Origin of the sequence: Pseudomonas sp. H1h, assembly GCF_000633255.1 — a bacterium.
Classification (GTDB): domain Bacteria; phylum Pseudomonadota; class Gammaproteobacteria; order Pseudomonadales; family Pseudomonadaceae; genus Aquipseudomonas.
This window is the reverse complement of the sequence record NZ_AYMJ01000014.1, coordinates 123,771-136,182: the sequence shown is the minus strand read 5'-3', so window position 1 is coordinate 136,182 and position 12,412 is coordinate 123,771. Positions and strand designations below refer to the sequence as shown.

The following is a 12,412-nucleotide window of genomic DNA, read 5'->3' as shown; positions in this document are numbered from 1 at the left end:
CGCCAGGCGTTGCCTTTTGATGAGGGGTAGAGTCGGTAACACGTTAATTTTTACTGGGCTTGCCAATCCTCTGGACGAATACAGGAGCTGCGTTCATGAGGATAATTCGATTGAAAGAGGTCATGGATCTAACTGGCCTCGCTAGATCTACGATTTACAAATTTATTTCCGGGAATTCATTTCCAAAACCTATTTCTTTGGGTGATCGTTGCGTGGGTTGGCTGGAAAGTGAAGTTCACGATTGGATACTGCATAAGGTTAAAGAGCGGGATCAATTGGTGAGCAAGAGTACTTGAGGTTCTGCTGTGGCTGGCTTTTGAAGTTTGATTAGCTAGGTTCAGTTAACACCATCAAGGATTAGTTCCTTGGTGGTGTTTTTCCAGAGTGATTGTGGTCTATGTGATGTTAGGTTTTACCGGGGTTTGTGGGTGTTTTATCTGGTGTTGTGCCGCCAGGGATTTTCGGTATTGGTACTATGCTTATATAGTATCTCTATTGTGAGTTTGGCTTGTCTGTACTGGTTAGGTGTAGGGGTGTGTCGGAGGGAATGTAGGCACTCTGAGCAGAGCAGTACTGTGCTCTGCATTCTAAGATGTAAGGTAAAAATGTACTAGGAGTCCTGACTATATGAAACCAATACTCGGGGCTCCATCATGGCTAGACATCCAGATAACACAAACTTAACCCTTCATTACGAAGGCCACTATCAAGGCTTGGCCGTACAAGTGGATAAGGGGCCTTTCATCCAAGAGTACCTAAATCGTCTTCATCAGACGGTATCTCGAGCGCTTAATCAGTACCCTCGTGTGTTTGCATTCAGGTTTGACCTGCGGCTACCAGCTAATAACCAATTGCCCGATTACGCTTTCACGAACGAAGTTATCGACCGCTTCATCGAATCCTTTAAAGCCAAGATCAAGCACAATCGCCAAATGGCGAAACTTGTGAATAAGTACGCTCACGACACCAAGGTGCGTTACGTCTGGGCTAGGGAACAAGGGCAGCGCGGGCGGCCACATTATCACTTTGCGATCTTGCTGAACTACGATGCCTTCAATGCGCTGGGGAAGATCGAATCAGGCAGAGACAACATGTTTAATCGCTTGGAAGGAGCGTGGGCAAGCGCTTTAGGGTTATCAGTAGAGGCTGTCAGGGGATTGGTCGAGATTCCACAAAATCCTTACTATCACTTGTATCGCGACGAGATAGCCGGACAGGCAGCCTTCTTCCATCGTGCGAGCTACCTGTGTAAGTCGAGCACGAAGGTTTTTGGGGATGGTTCCCATGGTTTCGGGTGCAGCAGATCCTGAGCACAACGCTGAATCACGACAAAAAAATAGAAGGACACCGTGCCGACGACCACCCTGGCAGTGCCAAAGGCGGTCCATCGGACGGTGTGTACATTGGAGTTAAAGGTAACCTCGTTCAGCCAGCGATACGCAGCCTTCATGACCTACAACGATGTGATCCAACGTCTGGGTGCCAATCATGCTGAGGGCGTTCTTGAGCGCCAGGGTTAGCGTGCGATCGGCTTGACTAGGTTCAGGATCGCCGGATGGATGGTTATGTACCAGAATTACCGCTGCCGCATTGTGCTCCAACGCAATCTTGACCACTTCTCGCGGGTAGACGCTGGCGCCATCCAGCGTGCCTCTGAATAGCTCCCTGAAGGCAATCACTCGATGTTTGCTGTCGAGCAGTAGTAGCGCAAAGACCTCGTGCTCGTGGTACTGCAGCAGTGTTTGCAGGTGGCTAAAAACCTGCTTTGGCTCCGTCAATGCCCGGCCTTTAGACAGACGGCTCATTGCCAATTGTTGTGCCATCTGCAGGATGTCAGCCTCGGTAACCGGGGATTCCATGACATAGGTACCGATTGTTTCACCGGCTATCAGCTTGTGATATTTCATTCAGGTATTCCTGAGCGAATAGGGAAGAACGCAGAAGAGTTGGTGGCTACTGAACCGAATACCTGCTTTTGTGCTGCGAGGCTCGCGATTCCAGCTTCTGGGCAAGTGAGGGTTTGGCAGGCGCTGCCAGTGGAGGGGGGGTGAGTTCTATACGGCTGGGCTGATCTTCAATGAGAGGGAAGAACTCCTCGACGATGGCACCGGTGTCCTCCACGGTGTCCTCAAAGGCCCCGTTGTTAAAACCCTGCCGTGCCGCTTGATCCAAGGCGCTTTGGTCAAAGCCTGCGGCTTGGCGGGTCTCCTCCAATTGCTTGGCTGCGATTAAGGCATCCTCCATGCCCAGACCACTGCGTACCGTGATGTCTACGTAGAAAATCGGTGCACCGTGGCTTTGGCGAGTGGACTTACCGCGAAGACGCAACTCCAGCGGCAGGCAGGCCAGTCGATCGCCAGAGATGGCTTGCAGATAATGCAGTCGCGCTGCGAGGGTGCGGATGCTGTTGTAGCCGGTGGTGCGAAAGACAAAGCTGCCCAGTGGATCGTCATCGCCAATCACCACGTTGAGCCGGCCGTAAGGTTTGCAGGCATTGCCTTGAGCCAGTGAACAGCCATCCGGTGAAGGGCAGGGCAACGACTGAATGCCATCCTTGGTCAGACGCTTGCAGGTCTCACCATTGCCGACGCACAGCGGCCGGCCGGTGTTACGGTCGAACAGGTTGTAGTCAGCCCGCAAGTTGAGGTCCGGCTCGTTGAAGAGCAGCCGAATCGGAATGCTGCGCAGTTTGCCGTCCTGGCCATTGCGCAATTCTTCGTTAAGGGGGTGCAGCAACCAGCCGTCACGGCTCTGCACTTGGGAGGTGAGGGTGAATTGATCGTCCTTTTCTGGCAGACGCTTACCGTTCTTTTCGACGACTTTGCCGATGGAAATTCGGCCTAAAACCGGCGGTGTGATGGCTAAACCTTTGAGCATGGGAGTTCTCCTGTCATTGAAATAAAAACGCCACCGAGACCGCACGAGCGACCAGGGTGGCATTGAAGGGAAAGGACACGGGGATAGGGGAGGAGTGAACGATCGTTTAAGCCAGCAGAAAACGTCGACTACCGACTTTGGTGGTCGAGTAGCGAACTTGCAGATGAGGCTTTTCTTTTAGCAGGCGTGGGATATCCAGAGCCAAGCTGTCTTTGGCTTTCTTCCACGTGATGCTGCCGGTTGCGAAGGTCGCCCGACTGGCATCGCCTATGGCCTGTTGCAGTGTTTGCTTAAGTTGAGCTTCCTGCGCCTCCTGCAGAGCAATCGACTTGCGCACGTTCTGCAGCTCTGTAAAGGCCGTACAGAGCAGTGTGTCCTGGCTAAAGTCTAGGGTTTGTCCATTGTCGTGCGGATACAGACAGCGCAAAGCTTGCTCCGCTGAGGCCGAACCGTCTGCCGGCGGTGGGGTGTCACTGACGACGTAATCCCAGAAGAGCCGTTCCAGGTCGATCAGCCGAGCTATCAGTGACTCATCGCGCTCAATGCGATGGATTTCCAGGTGCTGACCTCCGAGCAGTACCGCCACATCCGCCGCCTGCTTGCCAGTCACGGCCAACTGGTGAATGACCTGCAACTGCACATACTCGGGCACGCCTTCTTTCCAGAGACGTGCGCCGTTTATGCCGGCGGTTTTGCATTCGAGAATCTGCACTTCTGACGCACCGATAACCTCACGGTCGATATTGGCCAGCATCCAGGCCAGTTTGGGATCAGGATGCTGCAGAACCGCATTGACTCGGCGGACCCGATGACCGCTGCGCCGGGTGTAATGGGATGCGACAATCGGCTCCAGGATGTTGCCCCAGTACGCGGGGCTTTCCTCATCCTGCGGATCGAGCATGGTTAGTAAGGTGTCACGCCCGGTTTTTTCCATCCACAGTTCCAGCTGTGATTTATAAGGGTTCAGGCCCACAGCGGCGGCGGCATCCGAACTGCCGATGCCTTGCTTGCGCACGGCCAACCAGTCCTCACGCGGCAGTTGTTTGGTGCCGACCAAGCGTAAGGCAGGACTGGGTTTAGTTCTGAGATGTAGTAGGGATTGAGAGCTCATAATCATTTCCTTGAGGCATAAAAACGCCCAACCAGCACGAAGCTGGTCAGGCGTTTAGGGAGTGGAAGAACAGAATGGGGAAGGGGTTTATGAGGACAGTGAAAACTAGGCCTAAGCTGCAAGTTGTAGCGCCGCCTCCAGCGCCCGTTGCTTGAGCTGTGCTCCTTGCCCGAACCAGGCAGAGTCCATACGGTACTCGATGCTTCTCGCACGGCGTTCGTGGTCGACGTACTCCGTCACGGCGTTGAGCAGGCCCCAGGCGGTTCCTTGAGCTGACACCAGGGTTGACCCGCGGCCCTGACCTTCATACAGGCATTGCACCTTGCGTAGCGCCCGCTCGTTGGGAAGTACTGCCGGTAGTGGCATGTTCGGATTGGCATCACACAGCACGTTCATGAAGAATCCCATGGCTTCATGCCACTGAACTTTGCGTTCAGACAGCATTCGCATCCGGTGCATGAAGTTGTCCCATTGCGAGACGGCGATACCGAGTTGCTTTTTAACTGCCTGTGGATCGAAACGCGTGCTGTGCGGCACCTTGATCGCTTTGGCCGAACCGTCCAGCGCAATAGTCAACGTGTTATTGCAAACTACCCGCACAGTTGTAGGTGTGGCCGTGGTAGCCAAGGTACCGTCACAGGAGGTGGCCAGCAGGAGATAACCATTGACCTGATCGTTGCCTCTCAAGGTCGTACCTTGGCCAGTGCGGGCCAGCGCCCAAAACTTGCGACCGCCTTTGAGTACGCCGGCCGTTTCCAGCTCGAAGCCCGATACTTCAGTGAGGTCCCGATAGAACTCCAAGACCTCGCGCGGCTGCACGACCTGGTAGCGCTGAGAAACCACGGACAACGGGGCCTTAGTATCGGAGCGGTAGAGAACCTTCTGGTCAGGGAAGGTGTGAATTGAGCCAAGTGCACCGATGCTATCGGATTTGAAATGCACCGGGCTGTCCTGGATCTTCCAGTCCATACCCGCTTCGCGCTGCCAGATTTCGATGGGTTGTTTCGGAGAAAGGCGACTACCCAGACCGTGCCAGGGAGTTGCGCCAACATAAGCCATTTGTTCAATGAGATGAGCCATGGGAATAGGTCCTTTTACAAAAGGGGCGCCCCTGTTTGCATGAGAAACAGGGGCTGACTCGATGAGTTAGCGATTAGCGCTGAAGCTGTAACCGCACTCTAGGCATTGATAGTTATTCAGTACCCTGTCATCGATCTGTTCACCGAGCGTGGCCCCGGCGATACCGCCAGCGACCCCTCCAAACAACCCCCCTAAAATCGCCCCAGCGACGCTCCCGATTGCGATGCCTATTGGGCCTCCGGCGACACCTAAAACAGCTCCAGCTTCAGCGCCGGACAGAGCGCCAGCTGTACCACTAGCGGCGCCGCCTGCGGCACCGATCAAACCGCCTGCTTGTTTGCCGATATTTTTCGTGACGATGCGTCCAGAGTTACAACTTGGGCAAGGGCTATACATACGCAGATCCTCTCAAATGATGAGCGTGCTAAGCGAAGTGCAGGCACGCCAAAATCCCAACTGCAGTCGATACAGGTGGGCGTTCATAGAGGTGATATAGGTCTGAAATATTTTTGATTATCCACGGGCGCATAGCCAATGGTCATGACACTCGAGCCGGAGGGAGTATGAGGCAAACCCGGCCTACAACTGACCGCCTATCGGGTCTCGGACCAGAAATCCATTGATAGCGCCCAGCTATACGACAGTAAAGACTCAGGCTAAGGTGCTGGCATAAGGGCAAGATTTTCTAGCATTTGTCCATGAGAAGTTCTTGGCTTCGCCGTAGTGAAACTACAGCCCTCCCATCCAGAATTTGTTGTGCCCCGAAAAATGCGCCGAGCGAGGTACTGTCATTGATCGCCAGCGGAATTGGCGACTGACGCATCGATGTGAGCGTGTCGGTCGTCCTGAAAATCCAAACCCATGGTCTGCGGGTATTGGATTTTAGTTTGCTGAGCTGAAACGACGACGGTACTCCGTCGGCGTCAGGCCAACGACCCTTCGGAATCGCGACCGGAAGGTCACCGCAGACCCGAATCCGGAAAGAAGTGCCGTTTGATCAATCGACGTCTCGCTCTCCTCAAGCAATGCACGCGCTCGATCAATACGGGCGGTGAGAAGCCACTGTAGAGGTGTAGTCCCGGTCTGTTCTTGAAATCGCCGAGCGAAGGTGCGAGAGCTCATGTTGGCCCGCGCCGCAAGATTGTCGACCGTGTGCGAACTGTTCAGATTGTCCCGTATCCATTCGATCAAGGGCATTAAGCTCGTTGAAGAGCCTGGAAGCTCCTGACGAATGAACTGGGCCTGACCACCGTCACGGTACAGTGGCGCGACCGCTAGACGGGCAGTGTTTGCCGCAACAGTCTGACCAAAATCGCGTCGCACGAGATGCAAACACATATCTAATCCTGCTGACGCGCCGGCCGAAGTCACGATGCTTCCTTCATCGACGAACAGAACGTTAGGTTCTACTTGTATCTCTGGGTGAAGCTTGGCCAAGTCCTCGGCGAAACGCCAATGGGTGGTAGCGCGTTTTCCATCAAGAAGACCGCTCGCGGCAAGGATAAAAGCCCCCGTGCAGATTGAAGCCAATCGTGCACCACGAACATATGCCTCGCGAAGGGCGATTCTTACTGCCTCTGGAACCTCTCCAAACGGGTCTTCACACCCTGGAACGACGATAGTGTGGGCTAGCTCAAGACGGTCGAGGCCGTACCGCACCTGCATATCAAAACCAGCAGACCGAATTGTCCGCTCGGGTGCGCACACCTCAACCTCGTATGCGTTGCTGCCATCGACCTGAGAAGCCAAAGCGAAAACCTGATAGGCGATACCAAAGTCCAACGGCACCACGTCATTCAATACCAGAACCGCAATTTTATGCACGGCGTTGACCCCCGCTCTCAAAATCAAATAACTGGCAGAAAACGATCGCTTGATGTCATTTAAGCCACTCACGTGTAGCGTCTAGCAGGAATACTCTTTCGTCAACTACGACGAGAGGAGACGGTAATGTCTGATGAGCTGAGCAATAAGATTCAAGACCGACAACTGCAGATTGGCATGGTAATTTTTCCTGGTTTCACTCTGCAGGACTTGGCTGGCCCACAGACGGCGTTCGGCCTTCATGCCAAAACTCACATCATCTGGAAGACGCTGGAGCCCGTTCCCACGGATATGGGCGTCACCCTGAACCCCACGATCACGATTGATGACGTTCCAGATAACCTAGACGTGCTGTTTGTCGCAGGTGGCGGAGGAACCCCTGAAATCATGAAGGACCGGGAGTTGCTCGATTTTATTGCTCGCGCAGGACAGACTGCCACCTATGTAACCGCCGTATGCACAGGCTCTGTACTTCTTGCTATGGCGGGACTATTGGAGGGCTACCGTGCAGCAACCTACTGGCCTTTCTACGAACCCCTCATCGCACTGGGTATCGAACCGAGCTACGAACGGGTATGCGTCGACAGGAACCGAATCACAGGTGGCGGTGTAACGGCAGGTATCGACTTTGCGCTGAAGGTCATCGCCGAGCTTAAAGGCCAGGATGCGGCAGAGTTTACGCAGCTGGTGCTCGAGTACGACCCGCAGCCGACAATGAACTCGGGGAATCCACGTACCGCGCGGCCGGAGATCGTCGCACAGATAAAGGGTCTGTGGGGGCGAACTGACGAGGCTGTGAGAGTCGCGAGTGAGCATATGAAGCGTCGAGCGCAGTTATCAAAACTAGCTCCCGCGTGATCGTTGCTCTGTAACGTTGTTCTCGGCGGACCTTGGTCAGTCATTTCTGCGCCGTGCCGCGGGGTCGCTCTAGGGGCAGGTCCTGAGCAGTAGTCATCGCCAAACAAAAAGCCCCTGCACTCCTACACGCAGGGGACTTGCCGTGGGAGTACCTGAAAATTGGGGGCTCGCGCAGCTAGATCTGAATGCATCGATCCTACGCCAGGGAGCGAGCACTCGTTTTAATAACCATTGTGGTGATCGCAGTACGTGGTGCTGAGCGGCTCTAAAACTTGCACATTTCACTAAGTAGCTCTCGAGGATTCAACATGACTTCGCATATAAAACCAGTCGCCACGACTGAGTACGACGATGTAATTCAGGCAGCTCAAGCTTATATTGACGGTTATCGCTCTGGGGACATCGCTGGAATTGAGAAAGCCTTCCACGAAGACGCGATAATGTGGGGCTACACCGGCGATGAGCTGCTTCAAGGTCCAGCTGTTCCGGTATTTGCGAGTTTCTTCAAAGCACTGGGCGCTTCACCGAACACCCGCAGTCGCCTGGACATCTTGGCTATCGCACCCACAGCTGCAGTTGTCCGAGTGGACATGGAGAATGACGTTTTGGGCGCGAGCTTCCACGACTTTCTTTCGCTGCTCAAGATCGACGGTCAGTGGAAAATAATCTCGAAGATATTCCAACGATACGCCTAAGCAAGCGACGAGCCGCATCGGCTAAATTTAGCCCGTCAGATGCAAGATCCTCTTCCTCTAAGCCGATGCTAAAAGGCTTGAGCGCGCTAACCTGAGGTGCATCGCAACCAGACAGGGGGCGCGCGCGAGGTCACCTGAGATAAGCCAACAATTTTTTTGTGTTACACGCACGAAGGTAGCTAAGGCAAAAAAATTCTTTGCCTTAGCTTCATGCCGAATCTACTCGATAAACGCGGCCAGCGAATCCGACGACGTGGCTGGCGGCGTCGCCCAGTTTAAACGCTCGTCACGGTCAGCCACTTTCTTCTACTGGCGCCTCATCGTTGAAACTATCGATTCATTTTGCGTCATCAGCCATATTTAAAGCTCGCGCGGTGGCCTCAACCTTGATCGATTCCTTCTCGCCCTTGGCGTTCTCTACCGTAAGATTCACAAGCACCTGGTCACCTTCTTTTACCTGTTTCATCAGGTCAATAAGCATAATGTGATAGCTGTGGGGATCCAGGATGACTGCTTTGCCAGCAGGCAAGGCGACGAACTCTACTGGTTGCATGCGCATCACGTCGTTCTTGATTGTCGACTGGTGAACTTGCACGATTTTCGCCACCGGTGACTGGGCACTGAGCAGCTTGCTGTCGCTGCTTGCAGTTATCGTCATGAACGCACCAGTCGCTTGTTGTCCTGGCACTGTCGCGCGAACCCAGGCGCCCTCTACCTGCGTTTGGGCTGAAATCTGGAAAGCCAGCCCTAGTAGAGAAATCCCAAGTACGATCTGTTTAACGTGTTGATTTATACTGGTAAAATTTTGACCTGAATACATTAGCAAATCTCCATGAGTGTAATCAGATCTTCTGCACATTGTTGTGCCGAAAGTGCTTGAGAAAATCCAAGGCGTAGCGTTCCTTGGTAGTCATACACATAGCTCGTCGATGAATGAGTAAGTGTATATGTTGACCCAATCGGTACTTTCTCGTAAAACACGCCAAACTCTTTGGCTGTAGCCGCTGTTTCTTCTAGCGTTCCGTAAAGAGCGATAAATGACGGATCAAAAGTTTTTACATAGGCGTCTAGGACGGCTGGTGAATCCCGCTCGGGATCGAGCGTAATAAAGATAACCTGAAGAAAGTAGCCGTCCTTATCCATCATTTTTTTGATTTTAACTGCACGAGCCAAGGCGGTGGGGCAGACTGCCGGACATTGAGTGAATCCAAAAAAAATCATGGGCATCACGCCTCGATAGCTTGAAAGCGTTCTTACCTCGCCGTCGGTGTCTTTTAGCCGGAACGTGCGCCCAAGAATTTTATTGCTTAAGTCTTTGCCGTATTTGTACGATAGCTCACCTCGGGTATCGCATCCTGCCAGCATGCCAATACCTAGAAGTCCCATACCTGAAATCACCTTGCGGCGAGTCAACAAAACGCTCATTGATTCAAGCCTCTTTATACGAAAAAACCACAAATTGGATTAGCAAGTCTTCTTTGAATTATTACTTCATACATTGATCATGTGCTGCCGATGGATAAATACATCGGTTCAGGTTGAGCTGATCACTAGTGCGATTGAATTGAGGGTGTTGTCTCTAATACTTTTGACAGCGCCTCAACTGTAAAACATGGCTCGTCTAACTAGGTGTTCGCGAAAAGAAGATTTAAGTTCCCCGGCCACCCAACTAGAATGACTGCTGGAAATCAGCCCGAACTACCAAGTTCTTTAGCCCCGTAATGGCGTTCAGTCTTACTAGCAAGGTGCCTGAGGTAACTAGTCAGAGAGTCTGTAGGTAGATAAATCAGGACTACGCGTTTACGCCCCCGTCCACGCTTAACCCGGTGCCGGTGATGTGTTTAGCGCTTGGGCTCGCGATGAACGCGACCGCCACTGCGACATCCTTCCCAGTACCGTATCGGCCTAATGCTGAATGAGCCCTCATCGCATCGGCACCATCACCATCGGCTGGGTTCATATCAGTGTCCGTAGGTCCAGGATGCACAGTATTAACGGTGATGCCACGCGGTCCTAGCTCACGAGCAAGTCCTCTTGTAAAGGAAAGTAGGGAGGACTTGGACATGGAATAGACTGTGACCGATTCGAAGGCCACACGCTCCGCCAGACAGGAACCGATATTGATGATTCTTCCGCCCTCTCCAATATAGGCAATGGCTGCTTGAGAAGCCAAGATCACTGCTCTAATGTTTACGGCGATGATCTGGTCTATCTGATCCAGCGGCATTGTCTCTAGCGGGCAAATAAAAGCGACGCCCGCATTGTTTACTAGTATGTCCAACCCTCCTAAAAGCCTAGCTGCCTCATGTACAGAACGCGTAGCTGCTTGGGGATCCGCACTATCGGCCTGGATAGGGAAGGCTTTAACACCCAACCCCTCAATTTCTCTGGCCAGTTCCTCCGCCGCATCTCCAGAGCGAACATAGCTGAAAGCAATATCAGCTCCTTTTTCTGCCAACTCGATAGCGATAGCTGCGCCAATACCACGTGCAGCGCCAGTGATGAATGCACGTTTGCCTGAAAGTTCTTTCATGACTGTCCCATTAGTAGATTTGAGATTTACCGCGACCATTCGGGGTCACTAAACCCAGAAGCTGAAGCTTAAGCGTCACTAGCGCTTTGCAAAACGACTTAGTCCCCTCGATTTACGCCATACGGTTTAGTCGAACTTGTTTCCCCTCCGAAATTAGAATCTACTGATGAGGCGGCTTTAAGAGGAATAGACTTTCGGTACAGCGCTCAAATACGCCGTTGCAAAGGGGATTGCGCCGAGCGTAATGAACACTGAGCGGGCAGTTAAGACACTTCAGCCTCAACCGTAACCTCATAAGCGCTAACACCCTGATGTGCGGCCAGACGTCTGATGCTCTGAGGAGGGTGCCCGATAACTCTGATGAAGGCTCTGCGCATCCGCTCCGGATCCTTGAAGCCAACCGAGTGTGCTATCAGTTCGATCGGTTCCGCCCCACGTTCAACGCGCAGCCTCGCGACCTCGACACGCAAACGCTCCACAGCTTTAGCGGGTGTTTCCCCCGTTTCCAGCAGAAAGGCTCGACCAAATTGGCGCAAGCTGAGGCAAGCAATTGATGCCAAATGCTCTGTTGATAGCTGTTCGTTTAGATGCTCTCGCATGTAGGAAAGCACCTCCCTCATGCGATCCGTCGTCGGCTCCATATCGGCCATGGCCGAAAATTGTGACTGCCCTCCTGGCCGACGGTGGTACACGACCATGGCGCGGGCGACCTCATGGGAAACAGCATTTCCCAGATCCTCCTCAATCATGGCCAGCGCCAGATCGATTCCCGCAGAGATGCCAGCAGACGTCCAGATGCCACCATCCTTCGTAAATATATGATTGGGCTGTACCCGCACCTTCGGAAAATTGCGTTGCAGTCGTGCGGTCTGCCTCCAGTGTGTAGTAGCCCTGCGACCGTCTAACAGGCCCGCCGAAGCCAATAGAAAAGCCCCGGTGCAAACACTCGCAACTCGCCTGGTACCTTTCGCGGCCGCATTAGCGAGGTGGTCCGACACCATGGGAAGGTCATAGGGTTTGGAAAAAGCCTTACCGCCGACCACTATCAACGTATCGTACGGGCTTGATCTGATCTTCTGACTCCTTACTTCCAGACCAGACGAACTCATAACGGGACCGCCCGACAACGAGACTACCGAACAGCAGTAGGGATCTGATACCCCGATCTCTTTAGCGATTTCAAAGGCGGCCAGCGGACCACTAAGGTCCAGAATCTGAAACTCGGGAAAGACCAGGAAAGCGATGTCACGCATGGAATTACCTTCTCCAAAAATCATTGATCCTGTTCACAATTACTATTCCCTGCCAGCCTCCTGTTGGCGATTTTCGTACTGCTTGCCTCGGATGATCCTCTAAAAGTCGTATGGCGAAAAGAGCGAAAAACCCTCGAAAAACGTCATCCTCATTTTTCGCCTCGTAGTCCCGCTTCGCTAT

14 protein-coding genes are annotated in these 12,412 nt (G+C 53.1%); 4 read left to right on the top strand and 10 right to left on the bottom strand.

Translation table 11 applies throughout. The annotated features are described in order from the left end of the window. The first annotated feature begins 95 nt into the window (after positions 1–95). Both U862_RS29560 and U862_RS0111370 read left to right on the top strand, forming a co-directional pair. Positions 96–296, top strand: coding sequence for an AlpA family transcriptional regulator (locus U862_RS29560; protein WP_025110511.1), 201 nt, complete (start codon positions 96–98; stop codon positions 294–296). Positions 297–653: 357 nt separating this feature from the next. After that, positions 654–1,310: an inovirus Gp2 family protein gene (locus tag U862_RS0111370; RefSeq protein WP_025110510.1), complete on the top strand. Its 657-nt coding sequence runs from the start codon at positions 654–656 to the stop codon at positions 1,308–1,310. Positions 1,311–1,409: 99 nt separating this feature from the next. Here the strand turns inward: U862_RS0111370 and radC are convergent, their stop codons facing one another. The 6 genes from radC to U862_RS0111340 form a co-directional block, all read right to left on the bottom strand. Continuing rightward, a complete protein-coding gene (gene radC / locus U862_RS0111365) occupies positions 1,410–1,907 on the bottom strand; it encodes a DNA repair protein RadC (RefSeq protein ID WP_025110509.1) in 498 nt (165 codons plus the stop codon). Between the two features lie 46 nt (positions 1,908–1,953). Further along, positions 1,954–2,877 (bottom strand): hypothetical protein, encoded by a 924-nt coding sequence (locus tag U862_RS0111360; RefSeq protein ID WP_025110508.1) that lies wholly within the window; start codon positions 2,875–2,877, stop codon positions 1,954–1,956. Between the two features lie 106 nt (positions 2,878–2,983). After that, complete coding sequence (locus U862_RS0111355; protein WP_025110507.1) at positions 2,984–3,988, bottom strand: YqaJ viral recombinase family protein; 1,005 nt, start codon at positions 3,986–3,988, stop codon at positions 2,984–2,986. Between the two features lie 111 nt (positions 3,989–4,099). After that, the gene (locus U862_RS0111350; RefSeq protein WP_025110506.1) at positions 4,100–5,068 is read right to left on the bottom strand and encodes a DUF932 domain-containing protein; all 969 of its coding nucleotides are present in this window, start codon (positions 5,066–5,068) and stop codon (positions 4,100–4,102) included. Positions 5,069–5,134: 66 nt separating this feature from the next. Next, positions 5,135–5,464 (bottom strand): hypothetical protein, encoded by a 330-nt coding sequence (locus U862_RS31145; protein WP_025110505.1) that lies wholly within the window; start codon positions 5,462–5,464, stop codon positions 5,135–5,137. Positions 5,465–5,950: 486 nt separating this feature from the next. Further along, positions 5,951–6,964 carry a GlxA family transcriptional regulator gene (locus U862_RS0111340; RefSeq protein WP_225422449.1) on the bottom strand — a complete coding sequence of 338 codons (1,014 nt, stop codon included), beginning with the start codon at positions 6,962–6,964 and terminating at the stop codon, positions 5,951–5,953. Positions 6,965–7,018: 54 nt separating this feature from the next. Here U862_RS0111340 and U862_RS0111335 point away from each other — a divergent pair, with 54 nt between their 5' ends. Together U862_RS0111335 and U862_RS0111330 are read left to right on the top strand one after the other, a co-directional pair. Next, on the top strand, positions 7,019–7,750 hold the full coding sequence (locus U862_RS0111335; protein ID WP_025110503.1) for a DJ-1/PfpI family protein: 732 nt from the start codon (positions 7,019–7,021) through the stop codon (positions 7,748–7,750). Positions 7,751–8,058: 308 nt separating this feature from the next. Then, positions 8,059–8,445, top strand: a complete 387-nt coding sequence (locus U862_RS0111330; protein ID WP_025110502.1) for a nuclear transport factor 2 family protein — start codon at positions 8,059–8,061, stop codon at positions 8,443–8,445. A gap of 337 nt (positions 8,446–8,782) precedes the next feature. Here U862_RS0111330 and U862_RS0111325 read toward each other — a convergent pair whose 3' ends face one another. From U862_RS0111325 to U862_RS0111310, 4 genes are all read right to left on the bottom strand, one after another. Then, the gene (locus tag U862_RS0111325; protein WP_025110501.1) at positions 8,783–9,265 is read right to left on the bottom strand and encodes a copper chaperone PCu(A)C; all 483 of its coding nucleotides are present in this window, start codon (positions 9,263–9,265) and stop codon (positions 8,783–8,785) included. Then, positions 9,265–9,870: an SCO family protein gene (locus U862_RS0111320; RefSeq protein ID WP_016973810.1), complete on the bottom strand. Its 606-nt coding sequence runs from the start codon at positions 9,868–9,870 to the stop codon at positions 9,265–9,267. Before U862_RS0111320 ends, U862_RS0111325 begins: the two co-directional genes overlap by 1 nt. Before the next feature lie 367 nt (positions 9,871–10,237). Further along, positions 10,238–10,978: an SDR family oxidoreductase gene (locus U862_RS0111315; RefSeq protein ID WP_025110500.1), complete on the bottom strand. Its 741-nt coding sequence runs from the start codon at positions 10,976–10,978 to the stop codon at positions 10,238–10,240. 263 nt (positions 10,979–11,241) lie between these two features. Continuing rightward, a complete protein-coding gene (locus U862_RS0111310; RefSeq protein WP_025110499.1) occupies positions 11,242–12,231 on the bottom strand; it encodes a GlxA family transcriptional regulator in 990 nt (329 codons plus the stop codon). Positions 12,232–12,412 lie beyond the last annotated feature (181 nt).

Excerpts from the sequence above, each read along its gene's own strand:
- radC (WP_025110509.1), bottom strand. The coding sequence starts at position 1,907 with ATGAAATATCACAAGCTGATAGCCGGTGAAACAATCGGTACCTATGTC.
- U862_RS31145 (WP_025110505.1), bottom strand. The coding sequence starts at position 5,464 with ATGTATAGCCCTTGCCCAAGTTGTAACTCTGGACGCATCGTCACGAAA.
- U862_RS0111350 (WP_025110506.1), bottom strand. The coding sequence starts at position 5,068 with ATGGCTCATCTCATTGAACAAATGGCTTATGTTGGCGCAACTCCCTGG.
- U862_RS0111330 (WP_025110502.1), top strand. The coding sequence starts at position 8,059 with ATGACTTCGCATATAAAACCAGTCGCCACGACTGAGTACGACGATGTA.
- U862_RS0111360 (WP_025110508.1), bottom strand. The coding sequence starts at position 2,877 with ATGCTCAAAGGTTTAGCCATCACACCGCCGGTTTTAGGCCGAATTTCC.
- U862_RS0111370 (WP_025110510.1), top strand. The coding sequence starts at position 654 with ATGGCTAGACATCCAGATAACACAAACTTAACCCTTCATTACGAAGGC.
- U862_RS29560 (WP_025110511.1), top strand. The coding sequence starts at position 96 with ATGAGGATAATTCGATTGAAAGAGGTCATGGATCTAACTGGCCTCGCT.
- U862_RS0111335 (WP_025110503.1), top strand. The coding sequence starts at position 7,019 with ATGTCTGATGAGCTGAGCAATAAGATTCAAGACCGACAACTGCAGATT.
- U862_RS0111355 (WP_025110507.1), bottom strand. The coding sequence starts at position 3,988 with ATGAGCTCTCAATCCCTACTACATCTCAGAACTAAACCCAGTCCTGCC.
- U862_RS0111315 (WP_025110500.1), bottom strand. The coding sequence starts at position 10,978 with ATGAAAGAACTTTCAGGCAAACGTGCATTCATCACTGGCGCTGCACGT.
- U862_RS0111320 (WP_016973810.1), bottom strand. The coding sequence starts at position 9,870 with ATGAGCGTTTTGTTGACTCGCCGCAAGGTGATTTCAGGTATGGGACTT.
- U862_RS0111325 (WP_025110501.1), bottom strand. The coding sequence starts at position 9,265 with ATGTATTCAGGTCAAAATTTTACCAGTATAAATCAACACGTTAAACAG.
- U862_RS0111310 (WP_025110499.1), bottom strand. The coding sequence starts at position 12,231 with ATGCGTGACATCGCTTTCCTGGTCTTTCCCGAGTTTCAGATTCTGGAC.